We start from the raw sequence: 18444 nt of genomic DNA on the forward strand, positions 1-18444 counted from the left end.
GCGCGCCCGTCCCGAGTCGGGGGAGGGGTAGATGGGACGCTACGTCCTGCGCCGCCTGCTGCAATTGATCCCAGTGTTCCTGGGAACCACTTTCCTCATCTACTGGCTCGTCTGGAGCCTGCCCGGCGACCCGTTCGCCGGGAAGTGCGGCGAACGGCCCTGCCCGGACGCCTACATCTCGCTCATGCGGGAGAAGTTCCACCTCGACGAGCCCGTCATCGTGCAGTACCTGCGCTACCTGGGGAACCTGTTCCAGGGCGACTTCGGCGAGACGTTCCGCGGCTCCTCGGTGGGCGACCTCATCGCGATCGCCTACCCCAACACCATCCGCCTCGCGCTGGTCGCGCTCGTCATCGAGGCGATCATCGGCTTGGCCGCGGGCATCATGACCGGCCTGCGCGGCCGCGGCTTCCTGGACAACGTCGTGCTGATCTCGACGCTGTTCCTGATCTCGCTGCCGGTGTTCGTCACCGGCTTCGTGCTGCAGATCGTCCTCGGCTTCGAGCTCGGCTGGATCAAGACGACGGTCAGCAAGTCCCCGGCCCCGTGGGACGAACTCATAGCCCCCGGCTTCGTGCTCGGCAGCCTCTCGATGGCCTACGTCGCCCGGCTGACCCGGACGTCCATCGCGGAGAACAAGCGCGCCGACTTCGTGCGCACCGCGGTCGCCAAGGGCCAGCCGCAGTCCCGCGTCGTCGGCGTGCACCTGCTGCGCAACTCGGCGATCCCGGTCCTCACCTTCCTCGGCACCGACCTCGGCGCGCTGATGGGCGGCGCGATCGTCACCGAGGGCATCTTCGACATCAAGGGGATCGGCAACCTGGTCTACGACGGCATCATCGGCAAGGACGGCCTCGTCGTCACCGGCGTGGTGACGCTGCTGGTGGTCGTCTACCTCATGTCGAACCTGCTCGTCGACCTGCTCTACGCCGTCCTCGACCCAAGGATTCGCTATGACTGACCCGTCTACGGCGGCGTCCGGCTCCTCCGTCGAGGCGGACCAGTTCGTCACCGGAGCCGAGAACGCCAAGCCCACCACGACCAAGCCGCGCAGCCTGGCCTCGGACGCCTGGCGCGACCTGCGCCGCCGACCGCTGTTCATCGTCTCGGCGGCGTTGATCCTGCTGGTCCTGCTGATGGCCGCGTTCCCGTTCCTGTTCACCCAGGCCGACCCGAACTACGCCGAGCTCAGCCGCAGCCGCGGGACACCCTCCGCGCAGGCGTGGTTCGGCTACGACAACCAGGGCTACGACATCTACGCGCGCACCATCTACGGCGCACGCGCCTCGATCATCGTGGGCCTGGTGGCCACCGCGCTGACGGTGCTCATCGGCGGCACGCTCGGCCTGCTCGCCGGGTACTACGGCGGCTGGCTCGACGGCCTGATGTCGCGCATCGCCGACATCTTCTTCGGCCTGCCGTTCGTGCTCGGCGCGATCGTGATCCTGTCCAGCTTCGGCTCGACCGGCACCACCAGCCAGACGCAGATCCTGTTCCTGGTGATCCTGTCGATCTCGCTGCTGAGCTGGCCCACCGCCATGCGCATCATGCGCTCGGCCGCCATCACGGCGCGGCAGCAGGACTACGTCAAGGCCGCCCGCGCGCTCGGCGCCAGCGGGCCGCGGATCATCCTCCGGCACATGCTGCCGAACGCGGTCGCCCCGGTGCTGGTGTATGCCACCATCGCCCTGGGCGCGTTCATCGGCGCCGAGGCGACCCTGTCCTTCCTCGGGCTCGGCCTGCGCGCGCCGGTCGTGTCCTGGGGCGTGATGATCGCGGACTCCCGCGACATCATCCGGGTCGCGCCGCACACGCTGCTGTTCCCCGCCGCGTTCCTGACCGCCACCGTGCTCGCGTTCGTCATGCTCGGTGACGCCGTGCGCGAGGCGCTCGACCCGAAGATGAGGTGACCGGAGTGTCCATCCAGGACGAAGCGCTGCCGGTGGGGACCGCGCCGGGCACGCCGCTGCTGCGCGTGCGGGACCTGCACGTGGAGTTCCGCACCCGCGAGAGCGTCGCGAGGGTGCTCAACGGCGTCAGCTACGACGTCGAGGCAGGTGAGACGCTGGCCGTGCTCGGCGAGTCCGGCTCGGGCAAGAGCGTCACCGCCCAGACCGTCATGGGCATCCTCGACACGCCGCCCGGCCACATCACCGGCGGGTCGATCGAGTTCAAGGGCGAGGAGCTGCTCACCGCGACGGACAAGCGCCGCCGCGAGGTGCGCGGGTCCGGCATCGCGATGATCTTCCAGGACGCCCTGTCCGCGCTCAACCCGGTCTTCACCGTCGGCTTCCAGATCGAGGAGCAGTTGCGGGTCCGCCGCGCGATGTCCAGGAAGGACGCCCGCAAGCGCGCCATCGAGCTGCTCGAGCAGGTGAAGATCCCCAACGCCGCGGGCCGGGTCAAGCAGTACCCGCACGAGTTCTCCGGCGGCATGCGCCAGCGCGCCATGATCGCCATGTCGCTGGCGCTGGACCCGGAGCTGCTCATCGCCGACGAGCCGACCACTGCGCTCGATGTCACCGTGCAGGCCCAGATCATGGACCTGCTCAAGGAGTTGCAGCTCCAGCGGCAGATGGGGCTCGTCCTCATCACCCACGACCTGGGCGTCGTCGCCGAGGTGGCCGACCGGATCGCGGTCATGTACGCCGGGCGCATCGTCGAGCACTCCGACGCGCGCTCGCTGTACCGCCGCCCGTCGCACCCCTACACCGAGGCGCTGCTGGAGTCGGTGCCCCGGCTCGACCTCAAGGGCACCGAGCTCAGGAGCATCAAGGGGCTGCCGCCCAACCTGGCGGACATCCCCAGCGGCTGCCCCTTCCACCCCAGGTGCAAGCGCGTGCGGGACGTCTGCCGCACCGACGTCCCGCCGCAGCACGAGCCGGAACCAGGACGGCTCAGCGCCTGCCACTTCGCCGAGGAGCTGGTCGCCGGTGACTGACAACATCATCGAGGTCCGCGACCTCACCAAGCACTTCCCGGTCCGCGTGGGCGTGCTGTTCAAGAAGACCGTCGGCCACGTCCGCGCGGTCGACGGCGTGTCCTTCGAGCTCAAGCGCGGGGAGACCCTCGGCGTCGTCGGCGAGTCCGGCTGCGGCAAGTCGACCCTGGCCCAGGTGCTCATGCGCCTCGAGCCGCCGACCTCCGGGCAGGCGACGTTCGAGGGCCGCGACATGTTCGCGATGAAGGGTGCGGAGCTGCGCAAGCTGCGCCGCGACATCCAGATCGTGCTGCAGGACCCGTACACCTCGCTCAACCCGAGGATGACCGTCGGCGACATCATCGGCGAGCCGTTCGAGATCCACCCCGAGGTGGCCCCCAAGGGCTCCCGCCGGGAGAAGGTGCGCGACCTGCTCGACGTGGTCGGGCTCAACCCCGAGTACCTCAACCGGTACCCGCACCAGTTCTCCGGCGGCCAGCGCCAGCGCATCGGCATCGCCCGCGCGCTCGCGCTCAAGCCCAAGGTGATCGTCTGCGACGAGCCGGTCTCCGCGCTCGACGTGTCCATCCAGGCCCAGGTGATGAACCTGCTCGGCGACCTGCAGACCGAGTTCGGCCTGTCCTACGTGTTCATCGCGCACGACCTGTCCGTGGTGCGCCACCTGTCCGACCGGGTGGCCGTCATGTACCTGGGCAAGGTCGTCGAGATCGGCACCGAGGAGGAGATCTACGAGCGGCCGACGCACCCCTACACCCAGGCGCTGCTGTCGGCCGTCCCGGTCCCCGACCCCGAACTGCGGGGCAAGCGGCAGGTCATCCGGCTCGAGGGCGACGTCCCCAGCCCGGTCGACCCGCCGTCGGGGTGTCGGTTCCGCACCCGCTGCTGGAAGGCACAGGACCTGTGCGCCCAGGAGGAACCTGCCCTCGTCACCCGAGACGCAGGCGACCACCCGAGTGCCTGCCACTTCGCCGAGCAGCGCGCGATCGTCCCCTGAGTCGGGGCAGACCCAGGGGCAGGCAGTAACCGAGGAGGAACGCGTGAAGCGACGCAGAACGCTGGCAGTGGCGGTCGCAGTGCCGGTATTACTCAGCTTGGCCGCGGTCGCGGCGCCCGGGGCGGCCACCGCCGCGCCTGCGGCGCTGTCGGGCAAGACCGTGGAGTTCAACGTCCTCGCGGCTGACGGCGCCACCGCCGCGCAGGCCGAGGCGGCGGTCCGGGCGGCCGGGGGCACGGTCGTCACCAGCAACAGCGCGACGGGTCTGCTCACGGTGCGGGCGCCGGAGAACGGCTTCGCCGCCGCGGTCCAGGCCAGCGGCGCCGTCGACGGCGCCGCGCGGGTCAAGTCCATCGGCCAGGCGCCGAAGGGGGACAAGTCCGCCAAGGCGAAGGCCAAGGCCGTCGAGCAGGAGCACAAGGCCGCGAGCAACAAGGCAGCCGAGAAGGCGGCCAAGAAGGACAGGGACGAGCCCGCCACCGCGGGCATGGACCCGCTGGACTCGCAGCTCTGGGGCCTGTCCGCGGTCCGCTCCGACCTCGCGCGCACCAAGCAGGCCGGTGACAAGCGGGTCAAGGTCGGCGTGCTCGACACCGGCGTGGACGGCTCGCACCCGGACATCGCGCCGAACTTCGACCGGGCGCTGTCGCGCAACTTCACCCGCGACATCCCGTTCGACGAGAACGGCGAGGTCGTCGACGGCCCGTGCGAGTACCGCGGCTGCGTCGACCCGGCCGACGTCGACAACGGCGGCCACGGCACCCACGTCGCGGGCACCATCGCCGCGGCGGCCGACGGCTACGGCGTCTCCGGTGTCGCGCCGAACGTCTCGCTGGTCAACATCCGCGGCGGCCAGGACTCCGGCTACTTCTTCCTGCAGCCGGTGGTCGACGCCATCACCTACTCCGGTGACGCGGGCCTGGACGTGGTCAACATGTCCTTCTACATCGACCCGTGGCTGTTCAACTGCACCGACAACGCGGCCGACACCCCGGAGCAGCGCGCCGAGCAGCGCCTGACCATCAAGGCCGTCAACCGCGCCATGGAGTACGCCCACCGCAAGGGCGTCGCCCAGGTGACCTCGCTGGGCAACGGCCACATGGACCTGGCCAACCCCCTCCCGGACGCGTCCAGCCCGAACTTCCCGGCTGGCAACGCCCATCCCCGCACCATCGACAACGCCACGTGCTTCTCCCTCCCCACCGAAGGCCCCCACGCCATCGGCGTCAGCTCCTACGGCCCCTCCCAGGCCAAGGCCGACTACAGCAACTACGGCGAGCACATCTCCATCTCCGCCCCCGGCGGCTACTTCCGCGACGGCCTCGGCACCGACTGGTACCAGACCAACGAGAACCTGATCCTCTCGACGTACCCGAGGAACGTCGCACTCACCGAGGGCGCCATCGACGAAGCCGGGAACATCACCCCCGACGGTGAGGCCGCGGGCGTCCAGAAGTCCGTCCGCCCCGACGGCTCGGTCGGCTACTACCAGTTCCTCCAGGGCACCTCCATGGCCTCCCCCCACGCCTCCGGCGTGGCGGCCCTGATCGTGTCCCAGTACGGCGCCTACAAGGGCAAGTCGGTCTCCCTGGCCCCGGACAAGACCCGCGCGGTCCTCGAGGGCACGGCAGCCCCCATCGCCTGCCCGACACCGCGCACCGTGGACTACACGGCGGTCGGCCGCCCGGCTGAGTTCAACGCGACCTGCGAGGGTGGCGCGAACTTCAACGGGTTCTACGGCCACGGGTCTGTTGACGCGTGGGCCGCTGTGACCAACGGCAAGAAGTTCCTGAAGTAGCACCTGCTCGACGGAAGGGCCCTTCTCCTGATCCCGGGAGGAGGGCCCTTCCGCGTTCTCACCGCCCGGAGACGAACCGGATGAACTGACGGGCGTTGACCTCGGTGAAGATCAGCACCTCGTGCGGCGCCTTCCCGTCTCGCACCCGCAGGCCGTCTGCCTCGCGGGACAGTTCGACGCAGGTCGTGTGCAGGCAGTGCGAGCTTTTCCGCCATGCGTCCTTCTTTTGTCCTGACATGTTTTTGTCCTCATTCCGGCCCCCGCGCGTGGGAGGCGAATAAGGCGATTCTCGTCGCAGCCGCCGCCCAATCGAATCCTCTGCACGGGTGGGGTGCATTCCGTGGCCTTCTTCAGCGTTGGGACCAGTCCACGCAGGGTGAGACACCGTCTCGAACGGGGGGTGGCTCGTGGACACGATGGTGGCTCATGGTGCCGTGCGTGACGGATCGCCTGGCCGTGTGCATCCGTCTTTTCGCAGGTGAGCGTTGGTTTCCAGACCCGCTGAGTCACGTGACAAGTCTGGGTGACAAGATTATCTCGCTCGCTCAAACAGGTGAGTGTGCATCTCACGAGGAGGATCGGGTGAGCTACCGGATGACTTCGCGCTATCTGCGGCAATTAGTGGGGCGGCGCCTCCGGGGTCACCGGTTGCGCATGGACTTCTCGCAGAAGCAGGTCGCCGATGCGATCGGCCGGAACGTGCGCACGTGCATCCGGCAGGAGTCTGGCGAGTCGTCGATTTCCGAACCCGACCTGCGCAGGCTCGCGGAGCTCTACGAGATTCCGGCGGCCAAGGCCGCCCAGCTCGCCGAGTGGGCCGAGGAGGGGCAGAACCTCGACTGGTACGAGGAGAACGTCGAGTTCTTCGGGGAGAGCGGCCTGAACGTCCTGAGCTTCGACGGGGTGGCGGTCGAGATGCGCGAGCTGCACACGCGGGTGATCCCCGGGCAGCTCCAGACCGAGGGCTACGCCCGCGCCCTGATCGCACCGCGCTACCAGGACGAGGCGGCGTCGACGGCGGGTGTGCACGCCCGGCTGTTCCGCGTCCAGGCGTTGAACGAGCGCCCCGACCCGCCGAGGATCTCGGTGGTGATGGACGAGTTCGCCGTGACCAGGCTGTACGGGGGCCCGCGCGTGATGGTCGAGCAACTCGAGCACCTGCTCGTCCTGGCTCACGACGACCGCCACGACATCCGCATCGTCCCGTTCTCCGCCGGTGGCTACCCGGGGGACGGCGCCCCCTTCGGCCTGGTGTTCGTCGACGACGACCGGATCGGCGTGCGGGAGTCGATCGTCGTCAGCGGCGACGAGGCCGCCATCCACACCGACGACGACACCGTGGTGGCGGCGCACCTCGCGCTCTGGGACGGGGCCGTGGGGGCCGCCTTGTCCTGTGCGGACACGGCCGCGCTCATCGAGGCGCGGATCGCGGATCTGAGGAGGTCGTTGTGAAAGCCGCGCTCGCCCCGTGTGCCCTCCACCCGCCCTCCGCTTCCCTGGAGCACGAACATGGCCTCGCCACCACCTGACCCGTCGGAGACCTCGGAGCCGGGTGGGCCGCCGAACCTGCCCGCGTCTGGGAAGCAGGGCGTTGATCGGCCCAGGTTGTGGAGCGTTCCCGCACCCCAGGGGAAACTGGAGTACACGCGCGCCAACGGAACCGTGAAGGTCATCACGGACCTGGTGCGGGACAAGCCCTACGTGGTGATGGCGCTGTCCCTCGTCCTCTTGCTCGTGGTGGTCGTGGTGGCCGCCGTGGTACCCGTGCTGCTGCTGGTGCTGCCCGCAGGCGCGGCGGTGTCCGTGGTGTCCGCGATCAAGCGCAAGTTCGGCGGGCGCTGAGCCACCGGTGCCAGCCACCGCACGATCCGGTCCAGGCAGAGTCCCGCCCCGACGACCACCGCGCCGCCTGCCACGTACGGCAGCACGTGGCTGACGGCGCTGTCGTCGCGCACGAGCGCGTGAACCCCCACGCCGGTGAGCACGGCCAGAGAACCGGTGAAGGCGCAGAAGAGGACGTGTGTGACGACGGCACGCGAAGACCCCGCCGGTGCCTCCCGGGCGTCAGGCATGGTGCTCCACTTCGTCCAGTCCGCGCTGTTCGAGCCTACTCGTGGGTATGGTCGCGGGCCTGAGCCCCGGCGTTGCCAAGAAGCTGCCGCACGTCACCCGTTTGGATCAGTAACTCGTCGGATTCCCGCCTCGGCGCCCGCGCTGCCGTCGACTACGACGACGCCTTGACGAACGCGGCGAGGTCGGCGGCCTGCCGGCTCCGGGACTCGTCGTGCACGTACATCATGTGCCCGGCCTCGTAGTACTTGACCTCGATGTTGTCCCGCAACTCCGCTGGGATCGCCAACTGCGCCAGCGTCTCCTCCGTCGCGAAGTACGGCGTGGCGCCGTCGTGGTAGCCCGAGGCGACGTGCACCTTCAGCGCCGGGTTGGTGCGCATCGCCGCCGCGAGCTTGTCCGCGACGGTCACGTGGGAGTTCTCGAACTCCTTGTAGGACCACTCCCGGAACACCGCGCTGCTGAGCACCTCGTACGGCAGGTCGCTGGGGTAGGCCAACTCCGTGCGCAGGTAGTGGTTGATCGCCGCGGTGTACGGGCCGGTGATGGCGGCCATCGCGGGGTCGGTGCCGAGCTGCTCGCGGGCGTAGTCGGTCTCCCAGCCGGTGAAGCGGCCGTCGAGGCGGCCGACGGTGAGCCTGCGGTGGCGGAGGAGCTCGGTGAAGAAGCGGATGTGCTCGACGCGCAGGTCGACGCGGTCGACGTAGTCCTCGGACAGGCCGGTGAGGGCGGCCAGCTTGGTGACGGCCGCCGCGCGCTCGGCGGCGGTGAGGCGGGAGCCGCGGGCCAGGGCCCAGGGGTAGTCGCGGGCGGCGAAGTCCTCGGCCTCGGCGAGGACGTCGGCGAGGTCCCGATCGCCGTGCAGGCCGTGGTAGTGCGCGATGGCCGCGTAGGTGGGCAGGAAGAGCGGGTAGGGCTTGTCGTTGCCCGCGGTGAACCGGATGGTGGCGAAGTCCAGGACGGCCGAGATCAGCATGACGCCGTTGAGGTACATGCCGTGGCGGCGCTGAAGGTGCTCGGCGAGGCCCGCCGCGCGGGTGGTGCCGTAGGACTCGCCCGCGAGGAACTTGGGCGACAGCCAGCGGCCGGAGCGGGTGGTCCAGAGGCGGATGACCTCCGCGACGGACTCCAGGTCGGGCTGGAAGCCGGAGAACTCGCCGGACTTCTCGCCCTTGGCCGGGCGGGACATGCCGGTGCCGACCGGGTCGATGAACACCAGGTCGCTCTGCGCGAGCAGCGTCTCCGGGTTGTCCACCAACCGGTACGGCGGCTGGGCGAGCGCGCCCACGTCCCCGGACACCGCCCGCCGCGGCCCGAGCACCCCCAGGTGCAGCCACACGCTGGCCGCCCCCGGCCCGCCGTTGAACGCGAAGGTCACCGGCCGCTGCGCCGGGTCGGCCCCGTCGAGGGTGTAGGCGGTCAGGAAGACCTCCGCCTTGGGCAGGTGGCCCTCCACCTTGCCGTCGGTCACCACCTCGCGCCGCAGCACGACCCGCCCGGTCGTCGCCGTGTAGTTGAGCTTGCGCCTGCGGACCGTCAGCGAGTGAGTGGTGGTGACCAGGTCGTCGACAGGGTCCGCGGCAGGGGTCGTGGCATCGTCGCCGGTGTCCGTGGAAGGCATGTCCCGACCCTACTGTGGTGTGATCGGGGCATGGCTGCTCTCGCGGACCTGGACCAGGCGGTGACCCACTGCCGCCGCTGCCCCCGGCTGGTGGCCTGGCGGGAGGAGGTCGCCCAGGTCAAGCGCGCCGCCTTCCGCGACCAGGAGTACTGGGGCCGCCCCGTCCCCGGCTTCGGCCCGCCGGACGCGCGCATCGCCATCGTCGGCCTCGCCCCCGCCGCCCACGGCGCCAACCGCACCGGCCGCATGTTCACCGGCGACCGCTCCGGCGACGTCCTCTACGCCGCCCTGCACGCTGTCGGTCTCGCCAACCAGCCCACCGCCACGCACGCCGACGACGGCCTCCGCCTCACCGGCGTCCGGATCACCTCCCCGGTCAAGTGCGCCCCGCCCGCCAACAAGCCCACCCCGGCCGAGCGCGACAACTGCCGCCCCTGGCTCGAACGCGAACTGGCCCTCCTGCGCCCCACCCTCAAGGCCACCGTCGTCCTCGGCGCCTTCGGCTGGCAGGCCCTCCTGCCCGTCCTGGCCCACGACTGGGTCGTCCCGGCGCCCCGCCCCAGGTTCGGCCACGCCGCCCACGTCGTCCTCCAGCCCAAGGCCGAGGGCAACCCCCTGCACCTGTTCGGCTGCTACCACGTCAGCCAGCAGAACACCTTCACCGGCAGGCTCACCCCGGCCATGGTCGAGGACGTCCTGACCCAGGCGAAGCGAACCGCCGGACTCGCGTGAAGGCGGTTGTTCTTGATCGATCCGCCAGCCGGGCGATGCGGGTCACACCAGCGGAAACGCCGTCAGCGACCGGGGTCACAACTGCCAGGGGGCGACTCGCGCGGGTGTCCACGCGGTGCGACCATTGACCCATGGCGAAGAAGGCAGAGCCCACCCGGATCGTGATCCTGGGCGGCGGTTACGTGGGGCTGTACACAGCCCTCGGGTTGCAGCGCAAGCTGCGCTCCGGCGAGGCCTCTGTCACCGTGATCGACCCGCAGCCGCACATGACCTACCAGCCGTTCCTGCCCGAGGCCGCCGCCGGGGCGATCGAGCCGCGCCACGTCGTCGTGCCGCTGCGGCGCACGCTCAAGCGCTGCCACGTCATCACCGCGCGCGCGACCGGTGTCGAGCACGCGCGCAAGGTCGTCACGATCGAAGCCCCCGACGGGCACACCGAGGAAGTGGGCTATGACGTGCTCGTCGTGGCGCTCGGCTCGGTCGCCCGGCTGCTGCCGATCCCGGGCCTGGTCGAGCACGGCATCACCTTCAAGACCATCGGCGAGGCCATCTACCTGCGCAACCACGTGATGACCAAGCTCGACGAGGCCGACTCCACGCTCGACCCCGAGCTGCGCAAGAAGCTGCTGACGTTCACCTTCGTCGGTGGCGGGTTCGCCGGGATCGAGGCGCTGGCCGAGCTGGAGGACATGGCCCGGTTCGCCACCCAGTACTACAAGAACGTCCAGCCGGAGGACCTGCGCTTCGTCATGGTCGAGGCGGCCGGGCGGGTGCTGCCCGAGGTGCGCGAGAGCCTGGGCGTCTACACGGTGATGCAGCTCGAGAAGCGCGGCATCGAGGTCTACCTGTCGACGTTGGCCAAGTCGTTCGAGGGCGGGCGGGTCGTGCTCTCCGACGGCACCGAGTTCGACAGCGACACCATCGTCTGGACCGCGGGTGTGAAGTCCAACCCGGTCATCGCCAACTCCGACCTGCCGCTGACCAAGCAGGGCAGGCTGCGCGCGACCGCCGCCCTGCGGGTCGAGGGGCTGCCCGACGCGTGGACCGCTGGCGACTGCGCCGCGGTGCCCGACCTGTCGCGCACCAAGGACGACCCGAACGCCATCTGCGCGCCCAACGCCCAGAACGCGGTGCGCCAGGCGCGGCTGCTGGCGAAGAACATCGTGACCGCGCTGCGCGGCGGCGAGCCCAAGGACTACTTCCACAAGAACATCGGCTCGGTGGCCAGCCTCGGCCTGCACCACGGCGTCGGCGACGTGTTCAACATCAAGGCCAAGGGCTTCGTCGCCTGGGCCATGCACCGCGCCTACCACGTCAAGGCGATGCCCACGTTCAACCGCAAGGTCCGGATCACCCTCGACTGGTTAACTGGTGGGCTGTTCCGCCGCGAGGTCATCTCCATGGGGCAGATCAACGACCCGAAGGCGGAGTTCGCTCGGGTTTCCAAGGGCTGACGGCAAACGGACCAAGATCTTGGTCCACCCGGGCTGAATTTTTCGAAACGGCTCCTGCCTTAAGTTATCGCCCCATAGGCTGCTCTCGCCCCCGTAGCCCAACAGGCAGAGGCAGCCCCCTTAAAAGGGGTCGAGTGCCGGTTCGAATCCGGTCGGGGGCACCATGCGAAACCGGTTAACCACGCAGCGTCATCACCGTCTGGGGCTGGGCTTTCGTTCGTTTCACCTGCGGGTGTGGTGATCGCGGCCGCGATCTCGGTGTGTGCCGATCACTGTTTTTCTAGTCAATCAGTGAATGGATGTCCTAATCCGGTCATCGGTTCTTTATCTCGTCGCGCAGAGCGATATGGCTTGCCCTGGGGGTGACCGCGGGCGGGGTGGGCGCCCCGTCGGCGGCGCGGTGGCGGCCGGGCCGTTCGGCCGCGTCGGACCGCTCGACCGCTTCGGCGCGAACTAAGCTCCCCGGGGTGGCGGAGTACCGGATCGACGAGCTGGCCAGGGCCGCGGGCACCTCGGTCCGCAACGTCCGCGTGTACCAGGACCGGGAGCTGCTCGAGGCCCCGGTCCGCCGCGGCCGCGCCGCCATCTACGGCGACGGCCACCTGTCGCGGCTGCGGCTGATCCTCAACATGCTCGACCGCGGCTACGCCTTCGCCCAGATCCGGGAGATGCTCGACGCCTGGCGCGCGGGCCACAGCCTCGGCGACGTGCTGGGCCTGGAGGAGGCCACCGGCGCGGCGTGGTCGCACGAGGCGGCCGAGGTCGTGCCGATGACCGACCTGCTGCGCATGTTCGGCGCGCAGCTCACCCCCGCCAACATCCGCAGGGCGCTCGAGCTGGGCGTCCTCGAGCGGCGCGGCGCCCAGTTCGTCGCCCCCAGCCCGCGCCTGCTGGAGGCGGGGCACGAACTGGTCAAGCTCGACGTCCCGCTCGCCGAGGCCCTCGCGCTCGCCGCCGAGCTGCAGACCGAGACCGACCGGATCACCGGGCTGCTCATCGGCCTGGTCCGCAAGTACGTCCTCGACCCCAAGGGCCCGGACTGGTTGCCCAGCGGCGAGGAGCTGCCGCACTACGCCGACGTGATCACGCGCCTGCACCCCTTGGTCATGTCGGCGCTCAGCGCGGCGGTCGACCGCAGTGCGCGGCGCGTCATCCCGGAAATCATGGGAGACCGGCTCATCGCCCTGGCGGAGAAGGCCAAGAAAGCCGACTGACCCCATTCATCGATTGATCCCACCACCGCCGCGGTGGCACATTGCTGCCACGGCGGAATCCCTTCCACCCCGCATTGGACCAACGCGTGAAGCGCCCAAGACGAGCGAGCGCAGGCCGCTGATCCGAGGATCGCTCAGCTTGATCATGACGCCGATGGACGCTTGCACCTTGTCAATGAGCGTTGTAACGTTCCCCGGAACTTCTGTGTAACGCCGTTCACATTCTGAAGGGGTGCGCCGTGGGCAGTGCTGGGTTGGGTGCGCGGCGGCGCGTGGTGCGGCAGGGCGATGTGGACCTCGCGGTGTTCGAGCAGGGGGACTCGTCCTCGCCCACCGTGGTGCTGGTGCACGGCTACCCGGACACGCACGCGATGTGGGACGGGGTCGCCGAGGCGCTGGCGGAGAACTACCACGTCGTGCGGTACGACACCCGGGGCGCGGGCGAGTCGACGGCCCCCAGCGGCCTGCGGGCCTACCGGCTGGCCGAGCTGGGGGAGGACCTCTTCGCCGTCGCGGACGCGGTCAGCCCGGCGGAGCCGGTGCACGTGGTGGCGCACGACTGGGGGTCGATCCAGGCGTGGGAGGCCATCACCGATTCGCGCTCCCAGACGCGGTTCGCGTCGTTCACCACGATCTCCGGTCCCTGCCTCGACCACGTGGGGCACTGGATGCGGCGGCGCGCGGCCACCCCGACCCCGCGGCACCTGCGCCAGGCGCTCGGCCAGCTCCTGCACTCCTGGTACGTCTACTTCTTCCACATCCCGGTGCTGCCCCCGCTGCTCTGGCGCACCGTGCTGGGACCGCGCTGGGGGGCGCTGCTGCGCGCCGTCGAGGGTGTGCCCCGGCTGCCCGGCCACCCGGCGCCGACCATCGGCGCCGACGCGGCCAACGGGGTCAACCTGTACCGGGCCAACATGTTCCCACGCCTGACCAACCCCCGGGTGCGCAAGACGAACGTGCCCGTCCAGGTCGTCCTCCCCGCTCGCGACCACTACGTCACCGCCGGTCTCGCCGACGACCTCGAGCGCTGGGTCGGCCGGGGCGGGCTGTGGCGGCGCACCGTGCACGCGGGCCACTGGGCCCCCGCCTCGCACCCGCGCGCGATCGCGGCGATGGTCGAGGAGTTCGTCGAGCACACCAGCGGCGCGCCGATGACCAGGGGGCTGCAGCGCGGCCGGTCCGGCTCGCCCGACGTCGGGTTCGCCAACCGGCTGGTGGTGGTCACCGGGGCAGCACGCGGGATCGGGCGGGCCACGGCGGAGGCGTTCGCGGCGCGCGGCGCCGAGGTCGTCATCGCCGACGTCGACGGGGACGCGGCCAAGGCCGCCGCCGCGGACATCGGCGCGGGCGCCTACGCCTACCAGGTCGACGTCGCCGATGAGGCGGCCGTGCGGGAGTTCGCCGAGGACGTGGCCGCCGAGCACGGCGTGCCCGACGTGGTGGTCAACAACGCCGGGATCGCCGTGGCCGGGCCGTTCCTGGGCACCTCCGAGGCCGACTGGCAGCGCGTGATCGACGTCAACCTGCTCGGCGTCGTCCACGGCTGCCGCGAGTTCGGCGCGCAGATGGCCGAGCGCGGCGAGGGCGGGCACATCGTCAACCTGTCCTCGGCCGCCGCCTACGCCGTGAGCCGGGCCCTGCCCGCCTACTCGGCGACCAAGGCCGCCGTGCTGGCGCTGTCGGAGGCCCTGCGCGCCGAGTTCGCCGCGCACGGGATCGGCGTCACGGCGGTCTGCCCCGGCATCGTCGCCACCGACATCACCGGCACCGCCCGCTTCACCGGGGTCGACGAGGTCGAGCAGCAGCGGCTGCGGCGCAAGGCGACCAGGGCCTACGCCCGCCGCGGCTACGGCCCCGAGCGGGTCGCCGCCGAGATCGTCCGCGCCGTGGAGCGCGACACCGCGGTCGTCCCGGTGACCCCCGAGGCCAAGGTCGGCCGCGTGCTGTCGCGGCTCTCGCCCGGCCTCATGCGCAAGTTCGCCCGCATCGACGTGGTCCGCTGACGGAGGTCCCCGTGTCCGAGCCCAACCTGGTCCTCGCCCCGCGCGACGTCGCCTTCGACTGGTCGGCGGTGCCCGCGCACTGGGTGCCCGGCGAGCCGCTGGTCACCCACGTGATGAACACCCTGCACCTGGTGCTGCCCGAGGGCGAGCGCTGGTTCGTCGAGGTCTTCGGCCAGGCCCTGCCGCACATCCGCGACGAGCGGCTGCGCCAGGACGTCATCGGGTTCATCGGGCAGGAGGCCGTGCACGCCGAGGCGCACCAGGGCGCCGCCGACCACCTCGCCGCCCAGGGGATGAACCCGCAGCCGTTCATCGACCAGGTGAGCTGGCTGTTCCGCACCCTGCTCGGCCACCGCGACCTGCCCGCCGCCGTGCGGCACCAGTGGCTGCTGGAGCGGTTGGCGCTCATCGCCGCCATCGAGCACTTCACCGCCGTGCTGGGCCGGTGGGTCCTCGAGGCCCCGCTGGAGAGCGCGGGCGCCGACCCGACGATGGTCGACCTGCTGCGCTGGCACGGCGCCGAGGAGGTCGAGCACCGCTCGGTGGCCTACGACCTCTACATGCACCTCGACGGCCGCTGGTCGCGCCGGGTCCGCGCGATGGTCGTCGCCGGGCCGGTGCTGGGCTGGCTGTTCGCCCGCAGCGCCCGCTGGCTCATGGCCAACGACCCGCAGCGCCCCGGCGGGCCCCGGCTGCGCGACGCCCGCCGGGCCGCGCGCCGTGGCCTGCTGCCCAGCCTGCCCGCCTTGCTGCGCGCGACCTGGCGCTACCTGCCGCCCTCCTACCACCCCAGCGCCGACGGGGGCACCGAGGCCGCCGTGGCCTACCTGGCCACCTCCCCGGCGGCCAGGGCGGCGGCGCGGTGAGCGCGCCACCGGACCTCTACGGCCGGGACCGGCCAGACCGCATGTTCGGGCTGCTGCGCCCGGTCGCCGCCGCGCACCTGTGGTTCAGCAGGCGCGGGGTCCGCGGGCACCGGCCGGTGCCCGCCGTCGACCGCGACCTGCCGCTGACCGTGGTCGACCGCCGGCTGGAGGCGGTGGACGTGGTGTCGCTGACCCTGGCCTCGGGTTCCGACCTGCCACCGTGGGAGCCCGGCTGCCACCTCGACGTCCGGCTGCCCTCGGGGCTGCGCAGGCAGTACTCGCTGTGCGGCGACCCGGCCGACCGCCGCACCTACCGCATCGCGGTCCGCCGCGTCGGCGAGGCGTCCGCGCAGGTCCACTCGTCGGTCCGGATCGGCGACCCGATCACCGTGCAGGGCCCGCGGACGGCGTTCCCGCTGGTGGGGGCCGGTCCGCACGTGTTCGTGGCCGGGGGCATCGGGATCACGCCGCTGCTGCCGATGCTCAGGGCCTCGCCAGCCGGTTACCTCGTCTACTGTGGACGGTCGCTGGACTCGATGCCGTTCCTCGACGAGCTGGCCGACCTCCGGGACCGGGTCCGGGTGCTGACCGGCATCCCCTCGGCCGAGGAGATCCTGTCGTCCGCGCCCGCGGGCGCGTCGGTGTACGCGTGCGGTCCGCCCCCGATGCTCGACGCCGTGCGCGCGGCCTGGTCGGGACCGGTCCACTTCGAGCGCTTCTCGCCCCCGCCGATCGTCGACGGCGACCCGTTCGAGGTGCAGCTCGGCGCGGGCGGTCCGGTCGTGCCCGTCTCCGGGGTCGAGTCGGCGCTGACCGCGCTGCGGCGGGTGCGGCCGGAGACGGTCTACTCGTGCGGGCAGGGGTTCTGCGGGACGTGCCGGGTCCGGGTCCTGTCCACAGACGACACATTCCTGCCGTGCACCGAGCGCGCCACCGGCCGGGTCGTGCTCGACCTCTAGGACACGACCTAGCCCCGGCTGGGCTTGACCGCGGCCCCGACGAGGACCAGCAGGCTGCCGAACAACGTGTTCCACACCCCGGAACCCAGCTCCGCCAGCGACACCACCTCGTGCGCCCTGGCGATCCAGCCCAGCGACGACACGACCAGCACCAGACCGCCCAGGAGCGCCAGCCCGCGCTTGCCGAACAGGCCCACGACGACCACCAGGGCGCCGATCGCCAGCGGCACGACCATCGACGTGGGCACCGAGGCGGTGTCGCGGGAGAGTCCGCTGAACAGGTCGCCGAACGGCAGGTCCGCCGCCGGGCGGTCCTCGAACCACGACCCGGTGGCCCCGAGGCCGACGGCGGTCAGCCCACCGAGGGTCAGCAGCCAGGACAGCAGAATGCGCACCGCCCCATCGTAGGGGCGTCAGGGGCGGATTTGCCCGGTTCTCACGGCTGGGGGCTGGGCGCCTTGTCCGGGGTGAGCTCGGCGGGGGAGTCGGGCAGCAGCTCGTTCTCCGCCTCGATCGGCTCGAGCAGCGACGCGCTGCGGTTCAGCAGGTCGTTGGTGCCGCGCAGCCGCGACGCGAGCTGCTCGCGCAGGGCGGTGAGCCGCTCGACGACGCTGGTCGCGGCGGCGATGCGGTTGTCGGCCTCGTCGGTGGCCTCTTCGACCAGGCGGGTGGCCTCGGTCTCGGCCTCGGTCCGCTTGCGCTCGATCTCGTCGGCCAGCGCCGCGCGCTGCTCGGCCTGCTGCTCCTGGAAGCGCTGCTCCATCCGCTGGCGCTCGCGCTCGGCGTTCTCATCGATCTCGCGCTGGCGCTGCTCGGCGGCCGTGGTCATCTCCGCGACCTTGGCCCTGGCCTCGTCCATCACCTGCTGGTGGGCCGAGTGCAGCTCGGTGTGCTGGGAGTCCAGGTCGGCGATCAGCCTGCGGTACCGCTCGCGCAGCGCGTTCGAGGACTCCTCAGCCGCCGACCACGCCGTCTCCGCCGCCGCCTGCGCCCGCGCGGTGACCTCCTTGGCCTGCGCCCTGGCCACCACCGCCGCCCGCGCCGCCCGCTCCCCGGCGTTGGGCGCCGCCGCCGCTGCCGCCGCGGTCCCGATCTTGTCCAACCGCTGCGTCAGCGCCTCGATCTCCCGCCGCGCCAGCTCGAGCTGCCCCGACAGCTCGGCCACCTCGGACTGGGCGCTGCGCGCCTTGGCCTGCGCTCGCTCCGCGCTGGCCTCCGCGGCGCGCACGTACTCGGTGACCTGGGCGCGGTCGAACCCGTTGCGCACGACGGCGAAACCCGGATCAGGGTCGCGTTCCTGCTGGAAGGCCATGCTGTTGACGGTACCCGGACCCCCGTCGCACAGGACAGCGCGGGTGAACCATCACTCGGTCGTGCGCCCCCCGCCAGTGGCTGCCCCGAGTCCGGGAACGACCGGCAGGCCCGGTGCCCGAGGTCGCCCCGGTGAGCACACCCCGCAGGCCCTCGTCCCGCCCGGCGCGGAACAGGTCGAGCCGCCGCGCCCAGCAAGCGGGCGCACAGGTCCGGCGCCGCCATTCCCGACCCGCCCAGCGCGTTCCCCGCCGCTCCCGCACCGGCCTGCCTCACCTGGTGGGCAGGCAGGCAGGCCGAAGGCGTCGCAGGTCTCCGCCACCGACCGCGGCCACGGCGAGACCAGGTGGAGGAGCCGCCGCCCCGCCCCGGCGCGGTGACGTCGAGGCGGGCGGGCGGGGCGTGTCCTCAGCCGTCTCCGGCTTGGGGGACGAGCATCGCACCGATCGCCGATGTCCGCGGGAAGTTGTCCACAGGCCCG

Annotated in this window: 17 protein-coding genes and 1 tRNA gene; 14 read left to right on the top strand and 4 right to left on the bottom strand. The window is 71.3% G+C overall.

Translation table 11 applies throughout. The features are described from left to right. Positions 1-31 precede the first annotated feature (31 nt). From GCL84_RS08040 to GCL84_RS08060, 5 genes are read left to right on the top strand one after another with little or no spacing between them, the layout of a single operon-like run. Positions 32-961 (top strand): ABC transporter permease, encoded by a 930-nt coding sequence (locus tag GCL84_RS08040; RefSeq protein ID WP_156754747.1) that lies wholly within the window; start codon positions 32-34, stop codon positions 959-961. Further along, positions 954-1910: an ABC transporter permease gene (locus tag GCL84_RS08045; protein ID WP_156754748.1), complete on the top strand. Its 957-nt coding sequence runs from the start codon at positions 954-956 to the stop codon at positions 1908-1910. Before GCL84_RS08040 ends, GCL84_RS08045 begins: the two co-directional genes overlap by 8 nt. A 5-nt stretch (positions 1911-1915) precedes the next feature. After that, positions 1916-2941: an ABC transporter ATP-binding protein gene (locus tag GCL84_RS08050; RefSeq protein ID WP_407924375.1), complete on the top strand. Its 1026-nt coding sequence runs from the start codon at positions 1916-1918 to the stop codon at positions 2939-2941. After that, positions 2934-3935: an ABC transporter ATP-binding protein gene (locus tag GCL84_RS08055; protein WP_156754749.1), complete on the top strand. Its 1002-nt coding sequence runs from the start codon at positions 2934-2936 to the stop codon at positions 3933-3935. The genes GCL84_RS08050 and GCL84_RS08055 overlap by 8 nt, the downstream gene beginning before the upstream one ends. Before the next feature lie 43 nt (positions 3936-3978). Next, complete coding sequence (locus tag GCL84_RS08060) at positions 3979-5733, top strand: S8 family serine peptidase (RefSeq protein ID WP_156754750.1); 1755 nt, start codon at positions 3979-3981, stop codon at positions 5731-5733. 58 nt (positions 5734-5791) lie between these two features. On the opposite strand, the gene GCL84_RS08065 is transcribed toward GCL84_RS08060, so the two are convergent. Further along, entirely contained in the window at positions 5792-5971 is a 180-nt protein-coding gene (locus tag GCL84_RS08065) for a DUF397 domain-containing protein (RefSeq protein WP_156754751.1), read from the bottom strand. Between the two features lie 356 nt (positions 5972-6327). On the opposite strand from GCL84_RS08065, the gene GCL84_RS29175 reads away from it, so the two are divergent. Together GCL84_RS29175 and GCL84_RS08075 are read left to right on the top strand one after the other, a co-directional pair. Continuing rightward, a complete protein-coding gene (locus GCL84_RS29175; RefSeq protein ID WP_268891336.1) occupies positions 6328-7185 on the top strand; it encodes a Scr1 family TA system antitoxin-like transcriptional regulator in 858 nt (285 codons plus the stop codon). A gap of 210 nt (positions 7186-7395) precedes the next feature. Next, the gene (locus tag GCL84_RS08075) at positions 7396-7575 is read left to right on the top strand and encodes a hypothetical protein (protein ID WP_156754753.1); all 180 of its coding nucleotides are present in this window, start codon (positions 7396-7398) and stop codon (positions 7573-7575) included. A gap of 382 nt (positions 7576-7957) precedes the next feature. Here the strand turns inward: GCL84_RS08075 and GCL84_RS08080 are convergent, their stop codons facing one another. Continuing rightward, positions 7958-9424 (bottom strand): S10 family peptidase, encoded by a 1467-nt coding sequence (locus tag GCL84_RS08080; RefSeq protein WP_156754754.1) that lies wholly within the window; start codon positions 9422-9424, stop codon positions 7958-7960. A gap of 30 nt (positions 9425-9454) precedes the next feature. Here GCL84_RS08080 and GCL84_RS08085 point away from each other — a divergent pair, with 30 nt between their 5' ends. From GCL84_RS08085 to GCL84_RS08115, 7 genes are all read left to right on the top strand, one after another. Further along, positions 9455-10156, top strand: coding sequence for a uracil-DNA glycosylase (locus GCL84_RS08085; protein WP_156754755.1), 702 nt, complete (start codon positions 9455-9457; stop codon positions 10154-10156). A 131-nt stretch (positions 10157-10287) separates the two neighbouring features. Next, positions 10288-11610, top strand: coding sequence for an NAD(P)/FAD-dependent oxidoreductase (locus GCL84_RS08090; RefSeq protein ID WP_156754756.1), 1323 nt, complete (start codon positions 10288-10290; stop codon positions 11608-11610). 87 nt (positions 11611-11697) lie between these two features. After that, a tRNA-Leu gene (locus GCL84_RS08095) sits at positions 11698-11774 on the top strand. 303 nt (positions 11775-12077) lie between these two features. After that, entirely contained in the window at positions 12078-12824 is a 747-nt protein-coding gene (locus GCL84_RS08100; protein WP_156754757.1) for a MerR family transcriptional regulator, read from the top strand. 239 nt (positions 12825-13063) lie between these two features. Then, positions 13064-14827, top strand: a complete 1764-nt coding sequence (locus tag GCL84_RS08105) for an SDR family oxidoreductase (protein ID WP_235926072.1) — start codon at positions 13064-13066, stop codon at positions 14825-14827. 11 nt (positions 14828-14838) lie between these two features. Then, positions 14839-15693 carry a metal-dependent hydrolase gene (locus GCL84_RS08110; RefSeq protein ID WP_197523093.1) on the top strand — a complete coding sequence of 285 codons (855 nt, stop codon included), beginning with the start codon at positions 14839-14841 and terminating at the stop codon, positions 15691-15693. Further along, positions 15690-16652, top strand: a complete 963-nt coding sequence (locus tag GCL84_RS08115; protein WP_235926073.1) for a PDR/VanB family oxidoreductase — start codon at positions 15690-15692, stop codon at positions 16650-16652. The genes GCL84_RS08110 and GCL84_RS08115 overlap by 4 nt, the downstream gene beginning before the upstream one ends. 8 nt (positions 16653-16660) lie before the next feature. Here GCL84_RS08115 and GCL84_RS08120 read toward each other — a convergent pair whose 3' ends face one another. Both GCL84_RS08120 and GCL84_RS08125 read right to left on the bottom strand, forming a co-directional pair. Next, positions 16661-17047, bottom strand: a complete 387-nt coding sequence (locus GCL84_RS08120; protein WP_156754759.1) for a hypothetical protein — start codon at positions 17045-17047, stop codon at positions 16661-16663. 41 nt (positions 17048-17088) lie between these two features. Further along, positions 17089-17964 (bottom strand): coiled-coil domain-containing protein, encoded by an 876-nt coding sequence (locus GCL84_RS08125; protein ID WP_156754760.1) that lies wholly within the window; start codon positions 17962-17964, stop codon positions 17089-17091. Between the last annotated feature and the right edge of the window lie 480 nt (positions 17965-18444).

Source organism: Actinokineospora pegani, from assembly GCF_009745975.1.
Taxonomy (GTDB): Bacteria; Actinomycetota; Actinomycetes; order Mycobacteriales; family Pseudonocardiaceae; genus Actinokineospora; species Actinokineospora pegani.